This window comes from Thermohalobaculum sediminis, assembly GCF_023487995.1.
Taxonomy (GTDB): domain Bacteria; phylum Pseudomonadota; class Alphaproteobacteria; order Rhodobacterales; family Rhodobacteraceae; genus Thermohalobaculum; species Thermohalobaculum sediminis.
Genome location: NZ_JAMFKN010000004.1, coordinates 299,283 through 316,893 on the forward strand (window position 1 = coordinate 299,283; position 17,611 = coordinate 316,893).

A 17,611-nucleotide genomic window follows, 5' to 3' on the forward strand; every position below is an offset into this window, starting at 1 on the left:
GGCGGGCCGACTCACCCCTCGGCGGCAGCCTCGCGCAGCGCGGTCTTGAGCACCTTTCCGTAGTTGTTCTTGGGCAGCGACTCGGCCACGCGGTAGAGCTTCGGCCGCTTGAACCGCGCGATCCGCCCCAGGCAGTGGCGGTCGAGCTCGGCCGGGTCCAGCCGGCGGCCCGGCTCGGGCACCACGAAGGCCACCACCTCCTCGCCCCATTCGGGATGGGGGCGGCCGACCACCGCAGCCTCGGCCACGTTGGGGTGTTCCAGCAGCACCTCCTCGACCTCGCGCGGGTAGATGTTCGAGCCGCCCGAGATGATGACGTCCTTCGACCGGTCGGTGAGCGTGAGGAACCCCTCGGCGTCGAGCCGGCCGACATCGCCGGTCCAGAGCCAGCCATCCCGCAGCGTGCGCGCCGTGGCCTCGGCGTTGCGCCAGTAGCCCGGCATCACCTGCGGGCCGCGCACCAGGATCTCGCCCGTCTCGCCCGGGGCCAGGTGGCGCCCCGTCTCGTCGGCGATGGCGATTTCGGCGCAGCTTTGCGCGACGCCCACCGAGGCCAGCCGCTCGCGCCAGCGCGGGTGGCTGCGGTCCGCGACCAGCGAGCGCGAAAGCGCCGAGATGGTCATCGGCGCCTCGCCCTGCCCATAGATCTGCACGAAGCGCGGCCCCATCGCCGCCACCGCCTCCTCGATGTCCGCGAGATACATCGGCGCGCCTCCATAGACGATGGTTTTGATCCCCTCGCCCGTCAGGCCCCGCGCCCTTGCCCGCTGCACCACGCGGCGCACGATGGTGGGGGCCGCGAACATCGAGACGCCGCCGAGGCGCGGCGCGAGGTCGAGGATCTCGTCCGCATCGACCCCGCCCGAATCCGGCACCGCGTGGCGCGCGCCCGCGCGGGTGTGGATGAAGGTGTAGAGCCCCGCCCCATGCGACATGGGCGCGGCATAGAGCGCGCAGTCCCCCGCCGTCACCGGGTCGATGTCGACCGGGTAGCACAGCGACATCGCCATCAGGTTCGCATGGGTGATCATCACCCCCTTGGGCCTGCCGGTGGTGCCCGAGGTGTAGAACAGCCACGCAAGATCGGCCCCGTTCCGCGCGACCGGTGCACCGGGGCCGTCGTTCGCGCTCAGGCGGCGCCATCCGGCGTCGTCGGCGGCGATCCGCGGCAGGCCGGGCAGCGCTTGCGCGAGCCCTTCGGACGTGTCACCCGCCACGATGCAGGCGGCGGCGTCCGCGTCCGAAAGGATCCAGGCGGCCTCGGCGGGATGAAGCTTTGCATTGATCGGCACCGCCGCGGCGCCGGCCCAGAGAATGCCGTAGAGCGCCTCGAGATACTCGGTCCGGTTGGCCATGAAGATGCCCACGCGGTCGCCGGGCCGCAGGCCCAGACCTGCCTCCAGCGTCCCGGCGACGCCCGAGGCGCGGCGCGCGAAGGCCGCATAGTCCGCCGTCACGGCCGCGCCCGCGAGCAGGGCGGGGGCGTCGGGCGCGAGGCGGGCGCTGGCCTCCAACCATCGGGCGATATTCATCGGCAAGGCTCCTGGACGGCATCAACACCCGAGGCATAGCCGCTCGAGGCCCCGCGCGTCACCAGCCGCGTTGCGTGCGCGCCGGAGCGGGCCGCCGGATCAGGCGGCGGTCACGGCCAGGGAAGGCTTGCCGGCGGGTCGAGCGCGATCTGCTCGAGCCCCTCGCCGGAGGCGCCGTCGCGCTCGATCAGCAGGAATTCCTGGCTCTGCGTCAGGATCAGCAGGGGGTGGTGCCAGACGCCGGGGGCATATTGCACGCCCTGGTCCCCGAAGGCGTGGAACAGCCGGCAGTCGCCGGCCGTTGGCCTGTCGCCACGCGCGACCACCACGATCCAGTCCTCGGTGGTCATCGGGATGAGCGTCCGGCTCGAGATCGGATGGCGCTCCAGCCGGTCGAGGGTGCGGCCCGGCCAACGGCGCGCACGCAGCACCGACAGGATGGCCGTCCCTCGCGGCCCCGGATCGAGCCGGGCAAGCCGGTGATAGAGCGTCGCATGCCCGTCGCCGAGGCTGTGGCGCTCCGCGTCCTCCGTCTCGATGACCGTGCCGAAGGGCGCGAAGCTCTCGGGGAGCAAGGGTTCGGGTTTCAGAATCATACGGGACGTTCCCGGCACGCATACACACCAAGCCAGATTATCACATCCCGACGCGCCGATCTCGCTGCCAATCCGGGGGCCGGTGGCGCGATCAGCCTGCCGCGAGCGCCTCCAGCCTCAGCCGGGCGATTCGATGCACCTGCGCCATCGCCTCGTGGAACTCGGCCTCGGGCGGGTTGTCCAGCCGCGCCCGGAACCGCGCGAGGATCGCCGCGCGATCGAGCCCGCGGACCGCGACGATGAAGGGAAAGCCGAACCGCGCCGTGTAGGCCGCATTGAGGCGCTGGAACTCGGCGAACTCGGCGGGGCTGCACCGGTCGAGGCCCGCCCCCGCCTGCTCGGCCGCCGACGCGGCCGTCAGCGAGCCCGCGACCGCCAGCCGCCCGGCAAGGTCGGGATGGGCCCGCAAAAGCGCCAGCCGCGCCGTGACGGGCGCGGCATCGGCCACTTCGGCCATCGCGGCGGCAAGGGAGGCGACCTCGTCGCTCGCCCGGCCGGCGTCCCACACGGCGGCGGCGATCCAGGGCGAATGCTCGTAGACCCCGCCATAGCGCGCGAGGAAACCCTGCCGGTCCATCGACGAGGGCGGCGCGGTCCGGAAGTGGCTGGACGCGGCGCTCATGCCTTGCTCCCGCGCGCCTCGACCGTGCGCGCGGCCACCCGCGCCGGTGCGGCGCGCCGGCGGTCGCACGGTGCATGGTCTGAAGGCTGCCTCATCGTGCACACGTCCCTTTGATCGTGCATCGATATGGACAGACCCCGCGCCGCGCGCGCAAGAAGATCCTGCGGGCGACACCGCGCCAAGGGGGAGCGGATGGCATGGGCGGCGTGCTGATCGACTGGCTGGGCCTGATCCTGCGCTGGGCGCATATCGTTGCGGCGATCAGCTGGATCGGCTCGTCCTTCTACTTCATGTGGCTCGACGCGACACTGCGGCGCCGCGAGGGTATGGAGCCGGGGATCAAGGGCGAGAACTGGACCGTCCATGGCGGCGGCTTCTACCACACCCGCAAGTACATGGTGGCGCCCGAGGCGATGCCCGACGACCTCCACTGGTTCAAGTGGGAGAGCTATTCGACCTGGATGACCGGCTTCGGGCTCATGGCCGTCACCTATTACTGGGGGGCGTCGAGCCTGCTGATCGACCCGACGGTGGCCGACCTCGCGCCATGGCAGGCGGTCATCCTCTCGGTCGCCTCGCTTGCCGCCGGGTGGGTGGTCTACGACCGGCTTTGCCGCAGCCGGCTCAGCGCCCGCCCGGTCCTGGTCTTCGGACTGCTGTTCGCCGCGCTCGTCGCGCTGGCCTGGGCCTATGGGCAGGTGTTCTCGGCCCGCGCGGCGTTCCTTCATGTCGGCGCCGTCATCGCGACGATCATGTCGGCCAATGTCTTTCTCGTCATCATCCCGAACCAGCAGATCGTGGTCGCCGATCTCAAGGGCCGGCGCGTGCCCGACCCAGCCTATGGCGCGATCGCGAAGCTGCGCTCGACGCACAACAACTATCTCACGCTGCCGGTCGTGTTCCTGATGATCTCGAACCACTACCCCTTCACCTTCGGGCATCCCCATGCGCCCGCCATCGTCGCGGGCGTGCTGGTGCTGGGGGCCGTGGTGCGCGACTGGTTCAACCGCTACGAGGCGGGCGCGACGGGGGCGGCGATCCGCTGGCAATGGCCGGTCGCGGGGCTGCTCGTCGTGGGGCTCGCGGCGTTCTCGGCGTGGCGGCCCGACCGCGTGGCCGTCGAGGGCGCGGTGACCGGCGCCGAGGCAATGGCGATCGCGCAGTCCCACTGCACCGCCTGCCACGCCTCGCGTCCCATCGCCGAGGGCTTCGACGAGGCCCCGGCCGGCATCACGCTCGAAACCCTCGGCGACCTGCGCCGCCATGCGGCCAAGGTCCGTGCCCAGGCCGTCCTCAGCGAGGCCATGCCGCTGGGCAACCCGACCGGCATGACCGCGGCCGAGCGCGGCCGCCTGGGCGCCTGGATCGAGGCCGGCACGCCCGATTGAGCGGGGCGCGACAGCACGGGACTCGCGTCGCCCGCCGCCGTCGCATTAGATGGCGTGACGGGGCGCGGGCCTGGTGGTCGCATGGGGTGTTGGATGCGTTGCATCGTGATGGGTTGGCTGGTGCTGGGGACGCTCGCCGGATGCGCGTCGCCAAACGGCACCGACATCCGCCTCTTTACCGGTCGGCGCGTCGAGCTTGGCTACCGCGCGGACGGCTCGGCCTATCGCAGGATTACCTTCGACCGCTGCGAGCGGCCCGACCAGATCAAGCTGGGCGCACCGACGCAGCAGCTGCTCGAGCTCGCGGTAATGCTGCCCGACGGCTCGGTCGAGCGCGCCGATCCGCCGACCCTGCGACGGGTCGAGCGCGACGAGGTGCAGATCCGCATCTTCGACGACCGCGTCGAGTACGTGCCGCACGACACGCCGATGCCGGATGTGCCCCTGTTCGGCAGCACCGCCACGGCCGGCGCGCGCGCCACGGCACCGCTGACGGCACCCGGCGCGCCGCCCTGTCCGGCGCGGCCCTGACGCCCGCGCGGCACGCAGATTCCCCTTTACGGGCCCCGCCATGCGACGCAAGGCTGAGCGGCATCCGCAGGAGGACCCCCGCCATGATCCGCACCGGCGAGGAATGTCGTTCCCCGGCCCCCGCCGGCCGGACGAAGCCCGCCGCGCGCGCCGCGTGCCCCGCAAGCTGATGCCGATGTGATCCGCGTGCCCGCGTCGAGGGCCGCGCCCTGACGCGTGTCACCGGGAGATGACCGAGGGAGGACCGATGCGCACCATCCATACCGAGAAGCACCGCCTGAGGGCCTCGCAGACCGAACTCTATGGTGGCCAGCTCGTCCGCCCCTTCGAATGCCCCGAGCGCGTCGAGCACATTCTCGCGCGCATCCGCGAGACCGGGCTTGGCCCGGTCGATGAGCCGCGCGCCTTCGGGCTCGACCCGGTCCTGCGGATCCATGACGCGGGGCTGGTGCGGTTTCTCGCCACCGCCTGGGACGACTGGCGGGCCGCGGGCTACAAGGGCGAGTCAATGCCGACCTCGTGGCCCTCGCGACGCATGCCGCGCATGGTGGTGCCGGACGAGATCGACGGCCGGCTTGGGTATTACGCTCTCGCGGGCGAGACCTCGATCTCGGGTGGAACGTGGGAGGCGGCGCAGGCAGCCGCCGACGTGGCGCTGACCGCGCAGGCGATCGTGGCGGGCGGCGAGCGCGCGGCCTTCGCGCTGTGCCGCCCGCCCGGCCACCACGCGGCGCAGGACATGTATGGCGGCTACTGCTTCCTCAACAACGCCGCCATCGCGGCGCAGGCGTTCCGCGATCAGGGCGCGGCGCGGGTCGCCATCCTCGACGTCGATTTCCACCATGGCAATGGGACGCAGGCGATCTTCTACGACCGGGCCGACGTGCTGTTCCTGTCGCTCCATGGCGACCCGAAATTCGCCTTTCCCTATTACCTCGGCGGCGCCGACGAGACGGGCGAGGGGGCGGGCGAGGGGTTCAACGTCAACTACGCGCTGCCGCCGGGCTGCGACTTCGCCCGCTGGTCGGAAGCGCTCGAAGACGCCTGCGGGCGGATCGCGGCATTCGGGCCGGATGCTCTGGTCGTTTCTCTGGGGGTGGACACCTTCGAGAAAGACCCGATCAGCTTCTTCAAGCTGGGATCGGGCGACTTCACCCGCTATGGCGCGCGGATCGCCCGGCTGGGCCTGCCCACGCTGTTCGTGATGGAAGGCGGCTATGCGGTGGCCGAGGTCGGCATCAACACCGTCAACGTGCTGAGCGGCTTCGAGGGGGCGTGACGGCGCCGCACCAACCTCGATTCGACTTGCGCTTGACAGGATGCCGGGGCCCCGGGCTTCACCCGGGGCCTCCTTCCCGAACCCCGCAAGGTCCCGGCTCAGGGCCGGGGCAGGGTGGAGGCGGCGGCAAGAGGCCCCGGGTCAGGCGCCGGCAGAGGATATGGCTCGGCGAACGGGTGCCTTGCGGCAAGCGCAAGGCCGTTCGGCGAGCGAGGTTTCTCGGCGCCCCGGGGTCGAGCCCGAAGCCCCGCCCTCAGCCCCCCACCATCAGCGGCATCAGCACCACCTCGCTGTCGGGCCTGAGCGGGGTGAACCATGCCTCCTTGTAGACCAGCCCGTCCACCGCGACCGAGACGCCCCGCTCGATCTGGGGGCGCAGGCCCGGATAGGCCTCCGCCAGCTTGTCGAGCATCTCCTTGGTGGTCGCGGCCTCGACCTCGACCTCGGCGCGGCCTTCCGTGAAGCCGCGCAGCGAGCCCCAGATCGCGACCTTGACCACCCGCGCCCCGTTACTCGGCCGCCGCCGCCGGGTGCGCGGCATCGAGCGCGGCGAGGATGCGCGGCGGTGACATCGGCAGCGACGTGAGGCGCACCCCCGCGGCCCGGCTCACCGCATTCGCGATGGCCGCGAGCGGCGGCACGATCGAGGTCTCGCCCACGCCCCGCACGCCGTAGGGGTGGCCGGGGTTCGGGATCTCGAGGATCACCGTGTCGATCATCGGCAGGTCCGAGGCCACCGGCACGCGATAGTCGAGGAAGCCCGGGTTCTGCAGCTTCCCGTCGTCACCATAAATGTATTCCTCGTTCAGCGCCCAGCCGATGCCCTGCGCAGCACCACCCTGCATCTGGCCTTCGACATACGAGGGGTGCACGGCCTTCCCCGCATCCTGGAACACGGTGTAGCGCAGCACCTTGGTGGCGCCGGTCTCGGGGTCGACCTCGACATCCACGAGATGCACGCCGAAGCTCACGCCCGCGCCGTCGGCATTGACCTCGTGATGCCCCGCGATCGGCCCGCCGGTCTGCGACGACACGGCCGCGATCTCGGCCAGCGTCATCGGCGGGAACTGCCCGGCATTGGGGCCCGAGGGACGGGCCGCGCCGTCCTCCCAGACCACTGCTTCCTCGTCGATGCCCCAGATCTTCGCGGCGCGCTGGCACATGACCTTCTTGGCTGCCTGCGCGGCCTTGATGGTGGCAAGCCCCACCGCGAAGGTCACGCGGCTGCCGTCGGTCACCTCGTTGTAGCCCAGCGAGGCGGTGTCCACGACCTGGGTGCGCACCTTGTCGAAGGTCACGCCGAGTTCCTCGGCCGCCATCATGCCGATCGAGGCGCGCGAGCCGCCGATGTCCGGGTTGCCCTCGGTTACGCTGACGGTGCCGTCCGAGTTCACGTTCAGCGTGACGCAGGTGTCGCCGCCGAAGTTGAACCAGAAGCCGCAGCTCACGCCCCGCCCCTGTCCGGGTTTTAGCGGCGCCGTGTAGTGGGGATGCGCCTTGGCCTTCGCGAGGCAGGCCGAGAGGCCGATATCGGTGAAGGTGACGCCGTAGGACGCCTTGGTGCCGGCCTTGGCGGCGTTCTTCAGCCGCACGTCGAGCGGGTCGAGCCCGAAATGCTGGCACAACTCGTCCACCACGCTCTCGACGCCATAGATCGACATCGGCGCGCCGGGCGCGCGGTAGGCGGCCTGCTTCGGCCGGTTCGTCATGGCGTTCCAGCCCTCGGTCCTGACCGCGTCGAGGTCATAGGCCGCGAAGGCAGCCATCGCCCCGAACTCGACCGTCCCGCACGGGAATGCGCCGCCCTGATAGCGCAGCTTCGCGTGGCCCGCGGTGATGCGCCCGTCCTTCGTCATGCCGATCTTGACGCCCATCGAGGACGAGCAGGTGGGCCCGGTCGCGCGCAGCACCTCGGAGCGGCTCATCACGATCTTGACGGGTCGGCCCGACTTCTTTGCCAGCATCAGCGCGACGGGTTCGATGAAGACCGTGGTCTTGCCGCCAAATCCGCCGCCGATTTCCGAGGGCGTCACGCGAAGCTGGCTCGCCTCCATCCCCATGATCTGCGAGCAGAGGTTGCGTACCATGTACTGCCCCTGCGTGCAGCACCACAGGTCCGCCTTGCCGTCCGAGGCGAAGGAGGCGAGGCAGGCATGCGGCTCGATATAGCCCTGATGCGTGGCCTCGGTCTTGAAGCTGCGCTCGATCACGTGGTCGGCCTTCGCGAAACCGGCCTCGAGATCGCCATGGCCGAACTCGCAGTAATGGGTGACGTTCTCCGAGACTTCGGTACCCACCGTCTCGGCTTGCCGGCCGGGCTGGATGACCGGGGCGCCTGGCTTCATCGCCGCGTCCACGTCGGTGACGTGGGGCAGGACCTCGTAATCGACCTTGATGAGCTTCAGCGCGGCCTTGGCCGCCGCCTCGCTGATCGCGGCGACCGCGGCGACCGCGTGACCGTCATAGAGCGCCTTGTCGTGCGCCATGCAGTTCACCAGAACGTCGCGCACCGCCTCGTCGGCCGGTGCGCCGAAGTCGGCGGCGGTCACGACCGCCTTGACGCCCGGCGCTGCCTCGGCCGCCGAGGTGTCGATGGCGCGGATGCGGGCATGGGCGTGCGGGCTGCGGAGGATCCTCGCCACCAGCATGCCCGGCGCGGTGAGGTCGGCGCCGTAGAGCGCCTTGCCCGTGACCTTGTCCACCCCGTCGGGCCGCAGCGGGCGGGTGCCGACGACCTTGAACTCGCGCTTCGCGGCGGTCTGCTTGTCGAGTGCCATGCTCACGCCCTCCTGAGGTCGGCGGCGGTGTCCATCACCGCGCGGATGATCTTGTCATAGCCTGTGCAGCGGCACAGGTTCCCTGCCAGCCAGTAGCGCACCTCGGTCTCGGTGGGGTCGGGGTTCTTCTCGAGCAACGCCTTGGCGGCCACCAGGATGCCCGGGGTGCAGACGCCGCATTGCAGAGCCGCGTGCTCGATGAACTTCTGCTGCAGCGGGTGCAGCGCCTCGCCCTCGGCCATGCCCTCGATGGTGCCGACCGCGCGGCCCTCGGCCTCGGCGGCGAGCACGAGGCAGGAACAGACCAGCCGCCCGTCCAGCGTGACCGAGCAGGCGCCACAGTCGCCAGTCCCGCACCCCTCCTTCGAGCCGGTGAGCCCGAGGCGGTTTCTGAGCGCGTCGAGCAGCGTCTCATCCGGCTCGCACAGGAAGTCCACCGCATCGCCGTTGACGGTGGTGTTGACGTGGATGCGGCTCATGCTTCGGCCCTCGCGCGTTCTGCTGCGATGATTGTGGCGCGGCGGGCCAGCACGCCCGCCACCTTCTTGCGGAACGCGACCGTTCCGCGCTTGTCGTCGATCGGCTTCGCGGCGGCCGCGCAGGCGGCGGCCAGCGCGTCGAGCGCCTCGGTCCCCAGCGTCGTGCCGACCAGCGCCGCGCCCGCCTCGGGCACCAGGACCACCGTGGGCGCGACCGCCCCCAGCGCCACGCGTGCCGCGGTGCAGGTGCCGTCGGCGCCGAGGGTCAGGCTGACGCCGGCCGAGCAGACCGCGATGTCCATCTCGGTGCGCGGGATGAAGCGCAGATAGGCGTCCGAGGATCGTGCCGGGCGGGCGGGCAGGAAGATCGAGGTGATGAACTCGCCCCGCGCCAGCGTCGTCCTGCCGGGGCCCGAGGGAATGGCGGCCACCGGCACGTCGCGCTCGCCGTCCGGTCCCGCCACCCTTGCGACCGCTTCGGCCGCGACCATGGCCGGGACCGAGTCGGCGGCGGGAGAGGCGTTGCAGAGGTTCCCCGCGAGCGTCGCGCGGCCCTGGACCTGCGTCGAGCCGATCAGCTCCATCGCCTCGACCACGCCGGGCCACATCGCGCGCACGCCCGCATGCTCGCCCAGTTCGGCCCCCGAGACGGCGGCGCCGATGCGGAAGCCCCCGGCCTCGGCCACGATGTCGCGCATCCCCGCGATGCGCTTGATGTCCACGACCAGCGCGGGCTCGACCATGCCGGACCTGAGCTGCACCAGCACGTCCGTGCCCCCCGCCAGCACGCGGGCCGTGCCGGGCTCGGCCGCCAGCAGGCGGACGGCATCCGCGACGCTTGTCGCAACCTCGAAACGCATTCGGGCTCCTCCGGTATTTCGCCGCGTCCCGGCCCCCGGCGCGCGCCGGGCGGGGCCGTCCGCAGGCAGTGTGCATGCGTGGACTCTAGACGCGCGCCATGCATCGCGCCAAGCCGCCCGCCGACAGTTGTGCCGCGCCGCAGGACGCATTTCAACCACCCCGGTGGGGTAGCCTGGCGACCTCTTTACAAAACTAGAAATATAGTTACGTTGAGGGCCATGAACGAATCACAGGTTGCAGCGGCGTTGGCCGCGCTTGGGCACGAGGCCCGGCTGGGCATCTTCCGTCTGCTGGTGCGTGCCGGGCCCGACGGGCTCAACATCGGCGAGGTGGGGCGGCATCTGGGCCTTGCGCCCTCGACGCTGGCGCATCACCTCGGCGCGCTGGTGGCAGCGGGGCTGGTCACGCAGGAGCGGCAGGGCCGCGAGGTGATCAACCGCGCCGATTTCGACGCGATGCGCCGGGTTCTGGGGTTCGTGACCGCGGAATGCTGCATGGGCGTCCGCCTCGCGCGGGAGGATGCCGCGTGATGCGCACTGGGGTTTTTTCGCGGATAAACGAAACTACAATTCTAGGAGTTTGGTCATGACTGCCCTCGCCGCACAGCTTCGCCGCCTCCTGCCCTCCGGCCTGCGGCTGGACCGGGTCTGGGCCGCGATCCTCGCCATCCTCGCGGCGCTGGCGCTGGTCGACCCGGTGCAGGCGCAGGCGAGCGCGGTGTTCGCGCTCGAGGCGCTCGCCTCGACCGCGCCGTATCTTGTGGCCTCGATCGCGATCGCGGCCTATGCGGGGGCGACGGGCGCGGATGCGCTGGTGGCCAAGGCGTTCTCGGGGCGCATCGCGGGCATGGTTGTGCTGGCGGCTCTGTTCGGGGGGCTGTCGCCCTTCTGCTCCTGTGGGGTCATTCCGCTGATCGCGGCGCTCATGGCGATGGGCGTGCCGCTGGCGCCGGTGATGGCGTTCTGGCTGGCCTCGCCGGTGATCGACCCCGCGCAGTTCGTGCTGACCGCGGGCACGATCGGGACCGAGTTCGCAGTGGCCAAGACGCTGGCAGCGGTGGGGCTGGGGCTGTTCGGGGGCTTCGGCACGCTGTGGCTGTCGCGCGCGGGGTTCCTGGCCGACCCGCTGCGGCCGGGCGTGGGCAATGGCGGCTGCGGCGGCGCGAAGATGCGCAACCCTAAGCCGCCCGTCTGGGCGTTCTGGCACGAGCCCGCCCGGGTCGCGAAGTTCCGTGCCGAGGCGCTGAAGGCCACGCTGTTCCTGACAAAATGGCTCATGCTCGCCTTTCTGCTCGAGAGCCTGATGCTGGTCTGGCTGCCGGCCGAGACGGTCGCGGCGGCGGTGGGCGGCGAGGGCGTGCTGCCCATCGTCATCGCGACGCTGGTGGGCGTGCCGGCCTATCTCAACGGCTATGCCGCGCTGCCGCTGGTGTCGGGGCTGATGACGCAGGGCATGGCTCCAGGGGCGGGGCTTGCATTCCTGGTGGCCGGGGGCGTGTCGTCGCTGCCGGCGGCGATCGCGGTGTTCGCGCTGGTCAAGCGGCCGGTCTTCGCCCTCTATCTGGGCTTCGCACTATCGGGCTCGCTCATGGCGGGGCTGATCTTCCAGGCGGTGCAGTGAGGATTGCGGGTGGATGGGCGGATGGCGCAGGGTGCCGCGAGCCCTCGGCCCCGCACGCGGAAGGAGCCCGCACCCCGATGTCCACGCCGACCCTCGCCCACGACTCGGCCCTGCGGGCGCTGCTGACGCTGCACCTGAAGCACCATCCGCGCGAGGACTGCGAGGCCGAGGGGCTGAAGCCCGCCGCCGTCTCGGTGGTGCTGGTGCCGGGCGCGGGCGGCGGCTCGGAGCTTCTGCTGACGCTGCGGGCGCCGCGGCTGAGGGCCCATTCCGGCCAATACGCTCTGCCGGGGGGAAAGCTCGATCCGGGCGAGAGCGCCGTGGACGCGGCGCTGCGGGAACTGGCCGAGGAACTGGGCGTCGAGGCGCGGCCGGGCGACATCCTCGGCGCGCTCGACGATCTGCCAACGCGGGCGGGCTATGTGATCCGTCCCTTCGTGGTCTGGCTCAGGGCGGCCCCGACGCTGCGCCCGGCGCCGGACGAGATCGCGGCGGTGCACCGGATCCCGCTGGGGGACCTGTTCGCCGGGCGCGGGCGGGGCGGCAATCGCGGAATCGCGGCCGGTGACGAAGACGCGCCGGGGGTGTTCTCGCTGTTCATTCCGGCGCTGGGGCACGATCTGTTCGCGCCCACGGCGGCGATCCTCGACCAGTTCCGCGAGGTGGCGCTGTTGGGCCGGCCGAGCCGGGTGGTTCGGTTCGGCGAGCCGGCCTTTGCCCGGCGCTGAGCGCGCCCTGCGCGTGCCGGTCAGCCGCGCAAGGCGGCGCGCAGCACGCGCTCCAGCGCGTCGAGAAAGCGCGATCGGTCGGCCTTGCCGAAGCCCTTGCCGCCGCCGCCCGCGCCCAGCGGATTGGCGGCGCGGAGGTCGGCCATCAGGTCCCGCATGGCGAGCTGGGCGCCGATATTGGCACGGGTGAACACCTCGCCATTGTGGCGGATCGCGGCGGCGCCGCCCTCGAGCACCCGGGCCGCGAGCGGGATGTCGCCGGTCACCACCACGTCGCCCGGCCCCGCGCGTTCGGCGATCCAGCGGTCGGCCTCGTCGGGGCCCTCGGGGACGATGACGGTCGAGACCAGCGGGTGCGGGCTGGGCCGGATGCCGCCATTCGAGACGACGACGACCGGGACGGCGTGGCGCTCGGCCACCCTCAGCGCCTCGTCCTTTACCGGGCAGGCGTCGGCGTCGATGTAGAGCGTTGTCATGGCACGAGGCATAGCGCGGCCCGGCGTCGCGGGGAAGCGCCGAGCGGCGCCCGGCCTCAGCGCCCGGCGATCATCCCGTAGGCCGCGAGCCCGTCGAGCACGAACTGCACCGAGAGCGCGGCCAGCAGCATCCCCAGAAGCCGCGTCACCACCAGCACGCCGGTGCGTCTGAGCGCGCGCTCCAGCACCCCGCACATCAGGAGCGAGACCAGCGTGAGCCCCAGCACCAGCGCCAGCACGCCCAGCACCATGGCCTGGCCGGCGATGTTCCCCTCGTGCTGGCCCATCAGCAGGATGACGGTCGCGATGGCGCCGGGGCCCGCGATAAGGGGGGTGGCGAGCGGGAACACCGAGGGATCGGTCGCCGTCGCCTCGGCCTCGTGGCCCTGCTTCTCGCGGCGCTCGGTGCGCCGCTCGAACAGCATGTCGAGTGCGGTGAGGAACAGCAGAAGGCCCCCGGCGATGCGGAAGGCGGGCATCGAGATGCCGATGAACGAAAGCACCGCGTCGCCCGCCAGCGCGAAGACCAGCAGCACCGCCGCGGCGATCACGATGCCACGCACCGCAAGGCGCCGCCGCGCCGCCGCCGCCGTGCCCGCCGTCAGCGCGAGGAAGATCGGCGCAAGCCCGATCGGGTCGATCACCACCAGGAGCGTGACGAGGGCGTTGATCGCGGCGTCGAGCATCGCGGCGTCCATGGCTCAGCCCTCCACCGCTTCGGCCTCGGCGGCCTCGAGCCGCTCGCCCGCTGCCAGCCACAGCGCCTCGGCCCGGGCCTGGGCCTCCACGATCTCGGCGCGCTTGATCTGGAGCGCCTCGATCCTGTCGGCGGGCCCCTCATAGAGCGCGGGGTCGGCGAGCCGCTCGTCGATCTTCGCCAGCATCGCCTCGATCTTCTCGATGCGCTCCTCGCAGGCGCGGAGTTCCGACCGCAGTGGGGCAAGGGCCTTGCGCGCATCGGCCTTGGACTGGCGCGCAGCCCGGGGCTGGGCGGGTGCCGGGCCGGCCCCGTTGCCGGCCCCGTCGCCGCGCCCGAGCAGCAGCCGGCGATAATCCTCCATGTCGCCGTCATAGGCCGCGACGCGCCCGTCGCGCACCAGCCACAGCCGGTCGGCGGCGAGTTCCACCAGATGCGCGTCATGGGTGATCAGGATCACCGCGCCGGTGTAGTCGTTCAGCGCCTCGACCAGCGCGTGCCGGCTTTCGATGTCGAGATGGTTGGTGGGCTCGTCGAGGATCATCAGGTGCGGCGCGTCGATGGCCGCGAGCGCGAGCAGGAGCCGCGCCTTCTGCCCGCCCGAGAGCGAGGCGACCGGGTTGGTCGCGATGTCCCCCCCGATGCCGCCCGAGGCGAGGCGGGCGCGCAGCTTGGCGGGCGGCTCGTCCGGCCGCAGGCGGCGGATGTGGTCGAGCGGGCTTTCATGCGGCACCAACTCGTCCTGCTGGTGCTGGGCGAAATAGCCGATCCTGAGCTTGCCCGAGACCTGCCGCCGGCCCGCGAGCGGCGCGAGCCGCCCGGCGATAAGCTTCGCCAGCGTCGATTTTCCCTGCCCGTTCGCACCGAGGAGCGCAATGCGGTCGTCCTGGTCGATACGAAGGTCGATGCGCGACAGCACCGTTCGGCCGTCATAGCCGGCGGCGGCGTTCTCGATCAGCATCAATGGCGGCGGCAGGTCCTCGGGGTCGGGCAGGCGGATGGGGGCGACGCCGCCGTCGATCTCGGCGGCGATGGGCTCCATCTTCTCGATCATCTTGATGCGCGCCTGGGCCTGGCGCGCCTTCGACGCCTTGTAGCGGAAGCGGTCGACGAAGCTTTGCAGGTGGGCGCGCCGGGCCTCCTGCTTCTTGGCCATCGCGGACTGCAATGCCAGCTTCTCGCGCCGCACGCGGTCGAAGCTGTCGTAGCCCCCGCCATAGAGCGTGAGGCTGCGGTTGTGCAGGTGCAGGATCTGGTCCACCGCGCGGTTGAGCAGGCCCCGGTCGTGGCTGATCAGCAGCATCGTGTAGGGGTAGCGGGCGAGGTAGCTCTCCAGCCAGATCGCGCCTTCGAGATCGAGATAGTTGGTGGGCTCGTCAAGGAGCAGAAGGTCGGGCGCCGAGAACAGCACCGCCGCGAGTGCCACGCGCATCCGCCAGCCGCCCGAGAACTCGGCCGAGGGGCGGGCCTGCGCGGCATGGTCGAAGCCGAGCCCCGCGAGGATCGAGGCTGCGCGGGCCTCGGCCGAATGGGCGCCGATGTCGGCGAGCCGCGTCTGGATCTCGGCGATTCGGGCGGGGTCGGTGGCGGTCTCGGCCTCGGCCGTCAGCGCCGCGCGCTCGGTGTCGGCGGCGAGAACGGTGTCGATCAGGCTGCGCGCGTCGCCCGGCGCCTCCTGCGCCACGCCGCCAATGCGCGCGCGCGGGGGCAGGGTGATGGTGCCGGCATCGGGCGCAAGCTCGCCCCGGATCAGGCGGAACAGCGTCGTCTTGCCGGTGCCGTTGCGGCCGACGAGGCCCACCCGCGCGCCCGCGGGCACGCGCGCCGAGGCCCCGTCGAACAGGGGCACTCCCGCCATCGAGAAGCCGAGATCGTCGATCGTGAGCATGGTCAGAGGCGCCTAGCAGAGCCGGCGCGGCGCGTCCAGCGCGCCTCAGAACGGGCGCCACCACGAGATCTGGAAGCCAAGCCCGTCCGAGGGGGGCGATGAGGTCGTAGCTGAGGCCGACCTGGAGCGTCTTGACGTTCACCGGCCCCTCGGGCTTCTTGCCGTTGCGCGGGATCTCGGGCCAGAAGGTGTAGCCGACCGAAGGGGCGATCCGCAGGCTCGCATCATCGTCGCCCGACAGGGGCGCGGTGGCGTAGAGGCCAAGCATGGCAAGGCAGCAGGACGCGGGGCGATAGCCGCCCGACAGCTCGGCCCGGATCTCGTCGGCCGTGCCCTCGCTGCGCCAGGTCCAGCCGGCGGCGCTCGCCAGCCATGCGCTGCCCCAGTCGCCCCACCAGCCCTTGCCGTGGAGCGCGCGGAAGCCGATCTCCGGCGTCGAGCCGGGGTTCGAGGCGGCGAGGTCGCGCGACACCAGCCGCTCGGCCGGCAGCGAGCCGCCCAGCTCGACCGACACGACATGGCCCCGGTCGTCGCGGTAGAGGCGCTGGCGCAGCACGAGGCCGCCGCTGAGCGTGGCGTCGGTCAGGTCGACGGCCGAGAACTCGGCATAGAGATCGGTCCCGAGGGTCAGCGTCTCGACGAGCCCGATCTCGACATGGATCTGCGTGAAGCTGTCGTCACTGCGCGGCGCGCCGCCGGCGAAGGCGCCGATCGGGGCGACCTTGCGGCCCGACGACATGACGATCTGGCCGCGGCCTGGCTCGCGCGTCCATGCGCCCCCGGCCGCGCCCGGCGGGATGGCAAGGACGAGCCCCCCGCACAGGGTGGCGATCAGGCGCAGGCTACGCGACATCCCGACCTCTGGCACGCGAACGGCCGGAGGCTAGGCGGGATATGGTTAAGGCAATCTTAGCGGGGCGCGCGGCGGGCGGGGCTGTCGAGCCCCTTGCATCGAACCCGCGAAGGCCCGAGGGTGTGCCCGCGACGCGGCAGGGGAGGCGGGGAATGGGCGGGCAGGTGGCGGTTTTCGACGGGCACAACGACACGCTCCTGAAGCTCGAGATCGCCGAGCGGCTTGGCCGCGTGCGCGATTTCGGCGCGGGCGAGCCGAGCCTCGACATCGACCTGCCGCGGGCGCGCGAGGCGGGCTTTGCCGGCGGCCTGTTCGCGATCTACACGCCCTCGCGCGTCAATGCGCTGGACCAGCCTTATGACCGCGACGACCCGCTGAACTTCGCGCCGGTGGACCAGCGCGACGCGCTCGACTTCACGCTGGCGATGTTCGCCCGGCTGCGGCGCCTGGCGCGCGAGCGGCCGGGGGATCTTGCCATCTGCACCGACGTGGCGGCGGTGCGTGCGGCGATGGCCGAGGGACGCCTTGCGATGGTGCCGCATATCGAGGGGGCCGAGTGCATCGACCCCGGCCTCAACGCGCTCGAGGTGCTTTATGCCGCCGGGCTGCGGTCGCTGGGACTGGTCTGGTCTCGGCCCAATGCCTTCGGCCATGGCGCGCCGATGGAGTGCCAGCCGGTCCTCGAACCCGGCGAAGGCCTGACCGAAATGGGCGAGATCCTGGTGCGCGCCTGCGAGAAGCTGGGGATCCTGGTGGACCTCTCGCACCTGACCGAGGCCGGGTTCTGGGACGTCGCCCGGATCGCCACCAAGCCCCTGGTGGCCTCGCATTCCAACGCGCATGCGATCTCGCCCAGCGCGCGGAACCTCACCGACCGCCAGCTCGACGCGATCCGGGAGTCGGGGGGGCTGGTGGGGCTCAATTTCCACGTGGCCTTCTTGCGCGAGGACTGCCGGCTGGACCACGACACGCCGATCACCACGATGCTGCGCCATCTCGACCACCTGGTCGAGCGGCTGGGCGAGGGGGGCGTGGCGCTGGGCTCGGACTTCGACGGCTGCGAGCTGCCGCGCGAGATCGGCGATGTCACGGGGCTGCCGCGGCTGGTGGCGGCCATGCGCCAGTCGGGCTACGGCGAGCCGCTGATCAACCGTATCTGCCGCGACAACTGGCTCGACGTGCTGGCGCGCACGATCGGCTGAGGCTTGCGGCAGCTTGGGGCGGAGCGCCCCGCGCCGCTTGCGTCCTGTCCGAAACCATGAAAAACGCCGCGCCCCGGGGGGG

At 71.6% G+C, this 17,611-nt stretch carries 18 protein-coding genes; 8 read left to right on the forward strand and 10 right to left on the reverse strand.

All coding sequences use genetic code 11. The features are described from left to right. Nucleotides 1-11 precede the first annotated feature (11 nt). The 3 genes from M1105_RS11130 to uraD form a co-directional block, all read right to left on the reverse strand. Nucleotides 12-1,532, reverse strand: a complete 1,521-nt coding sequence (locus M1105_RS11130) for a class I adenylate-forming enzyme family protein (protein WP_249580437.1) — start codon at nt 1,530-1,532, stop codon at nt 12-14. Nucleotides 1,533-1,642: 110 nt separating this feature from the next. Continuing rightward, nucleotides 1,643-2,128: an ureidoglycolate lyase gene (locus tag M1105_RS11135; protein WP_249580438.1), complete on the reverse strand. Its 486-nt coding sequence runs from the start codon at nt 2,126-2,128 to the stop codon at nt 1,643-1,645. A gap of 91 nt (nt 2,129-2,219) precedes the next feature. Next, the gene (uraD, locus tag M1105_RS11140) at nt 2,220-2,750 is read right to left on the reverse strand and encodes a 2-oxo-4-hydroxy-4-carboxy-5-ureidoimidazoline decarboxylase (RefSeq protein ID WP_249580439.1); all 531 of its coding nucleotides are present in this window, start codon (nt 2,748-2,750) and stop codon (nt 2,220-2,222) included. Nucleotides 2,751-2,947: 197 nt separating this feature from the next. Here uraD and M1105_RS11145 point away from each other — a divergent pair, with 197 nt between their 5' ends. The 3 genes from M1105_RS11145 to M1105_RS11155 all read left to right on the forward strand — a co-directional run bounded on the left by M1105_RS11145 (nt 2,948) and on the right by M1105_RS11155 (nt 5,948). After that, nucleotides 2,948-4,138, forward strand: coding sequence for a urate hydroxylase PuuD (locus M1105_RS11145; RefSeq protein ID WP_249580440.1), 1,191 nt, complete (start codon nt 2,948-2,950; stop codon nt 4,136-4,138). Between the two features lie 93 nt (nt 4,139-4,231). After that, nucleotides 4,232-4,669, forward strand: a complete 438-nt coding sequence (locus tag M1105_RS11150; protein WP_249580441.1) for a hypothetical protein — start codon at nt 4,232-4,234, stop codon at nt 4,667-4,669. Between the two features lie 247 nt (nt 4,670-4,916). Further along, the gene (locus tag M1105_RS11155) at nt 4,917-5,948 is read left to right on the forward strand and encodes a histone deacetylase family protein (RefSeq protein WP_249580442.1); all 1,032 of its coding nucleotides are present in this window, start codon (nt 4,917-4,919) and stop codon (nt 5,946-5,948) included. Between the two features lie 253 nt (nt 5,949-6,201). On the opposite strand, the gene M1105_RS11160 is transcribed toward M1105_RS11155, so the two are convergent. From M1105_RS11160 to M1105_RS11175, 4 genes are read right to left on the reverse strand one after another with little or no spacing between them, the layout of a single operon-like run. Further along, nucleotides 6,202-6,447 (reverse strand): MoaD/ThiS family protein, encoded by a 246-nt coding sequence (locus M1105_RS11160; protein ID WP_249580443.1) that lies wholly within the window; start codon nt 6,445-6,447, stop codon nt 6,202-6,204. Between the two features lie 10 nt (nt 6,448-6,457). Next, on the reverse strand, nt 6,458-8,725 hold the full coding sequence (locus M1105_RS11165; RefSeq protein WP_249580444.1) for a xanthine dehydrogenase family protein molybdopterin-binding subunit: 2,268 nt from the start codon (nt 8,723-8,725) through the stop codon (nt 6,458-6,460). Between the two features lie 2 nt (nt 8,726-8,727). Then, nucleotides 8,728-9,204, reverse strand: a complete 477-nt coding sequence (locus M1105_RS11170; protein ID WP_249580445.1) for a (2Fe-2S)-binding protein — start codon at nt 9,202-9,204, stop codon at nt 8,728-8,730. Then, on the reverse strand, nt 9,201-10,064 hold the full coding sequence (locus tag M1105_RS11175) for an FAD binding domain-containing protein (RefSeq protein WP_249580446.1): 864 nt from the start codon (nt 10,062-10,064) through the stop codon (nt 9,201-9,203). Before M1105_RS11175 ends, M1105_RS11170 begins: the two co-directional genes overlap by 4 nt. A 219-nt stretch (nt 10,065-10,283) precedes the next feature. On the opposite strand from M1105_RS11175, the gene M1105_RS11180 reads away from it, so the two are divergent. The 3 genes from M1105_RS11180 to M1105_RS11190 all read left to right on the forward strand — a co-directional run bounded on the left by M1105_RS11180 (nt 10,284) and on the right by M1105_RS11190 (nt 12,413). Beyond that, nucleotides 10,284-10,595 (forward strand): ArsR/SmtB family transcription factor, encoded by a 312-nt coding sequence (locus M1105_RS11180; RefSeq protein WP_249580447.1) that lies wholly within the window; start codon nt 10,284-10,286, stop codon nt 10,593-10,595. 55 nt (nt 10,596-10,650) lie between these two features. Continuing rightward, a complete protein-coding gene (locus M1105_RS11185; RefSeq protein WP_249580448.1) occupies nt 10,651-11,685 on the forward strand; it encodes a permease in 1,035 nt (344 codons plus the stop codon). A gap of 77 nt (nt 11,686-11,762) precedes the next feature. Further along, the gene (locus M1105_RS11190; protein ID WP_249580449.1) at nt 11,763-12,413 is read left to right on the forward strand and encodes an NUDIX hydrolase; all 651 of its coding nucleotides are present in this window, start codon (nt 11,763-11,765) and stop codon (nt 12,411-12,413) included. Nucleotides 12,414-12,433: 20 nt separating this feature from the next. Here M1105_RS11190 and M1105_RS11195 read toward each other — a convergent pair whose 3' ends face one another. Genes M1105_RS11195 through M1105_RS11205 form a run of 3 tightly spaced genes read right to left on the reverse strand, consistent with a single transcriptional unit; the run spans nt 12,434 to nt 15,474 of the window. Further along, nucleotides 12,434-12,889 (reverse strand): YaiI/YqxD family protein, encoded by a 456-nt coding sequence (locus M1105_RS11195; RefSeq protein ID WP_249580450.1) that lies wholly within the window; start codon nt 12,887-12,889, stop codon nt 12,434-12,436. A gap of 56 nt (nt 12,890-12,945) precedes the next feature. Then, a complete protein-coding gene (locus tag M1105_RS11200) occupies nt 12,946-13,587 on the reverse strand; it encodes a MarC family protein (RefSeq protein ID WP_249580451.1) in 642 nt (213 codons plus the stop codon). A gap of 3 nt (nt 13,588-13,590) precedes the next feature. After that, complete coding sequence (locus tag M1105_RS11205; RefSeq protein WP_249580452.1) at nt 13,591-15,474, reverse strand: ABC-F family ATP-binding cassette domain-containing protein; 1,884 nt, start codon at nt 15,472-15,474, stop codon at nt 13,591-13,593. 517 nt (nt 15,475-15,991) lie between these two features. Here M1105_RS11205 and M1105_RS11210 point away from each other — a divergent pair. Both M1105_RS11210 and M1105_RS11215 read left to right on the forward strand, forming a co-directional pair. After that, entirely contained in the window at nt 15,992-16,387 is a 396-nt protein-coding gene (locus tag M1105_RS11210; protein WP_249580453.1) for a hypothetical protein, read from the forward strand. A 92-nt stretch (nt 16,388-16,479) separates the two neighbouring features. Further along, the gene (locus tag M1105_RS11215; protein ID WP_249580454.1) at nt 16,480-17,529 is read left to right on the forward strand and encodes a dipeptidase; all 1,050 of its coding nucleotides are present in this window, start codon (nt 16,480-16,482) and stop codon (nt 17,527-17,529) included. The last annotated feature ends 82 nt before the right edge of the window (nt 17,530-17,611 follow it).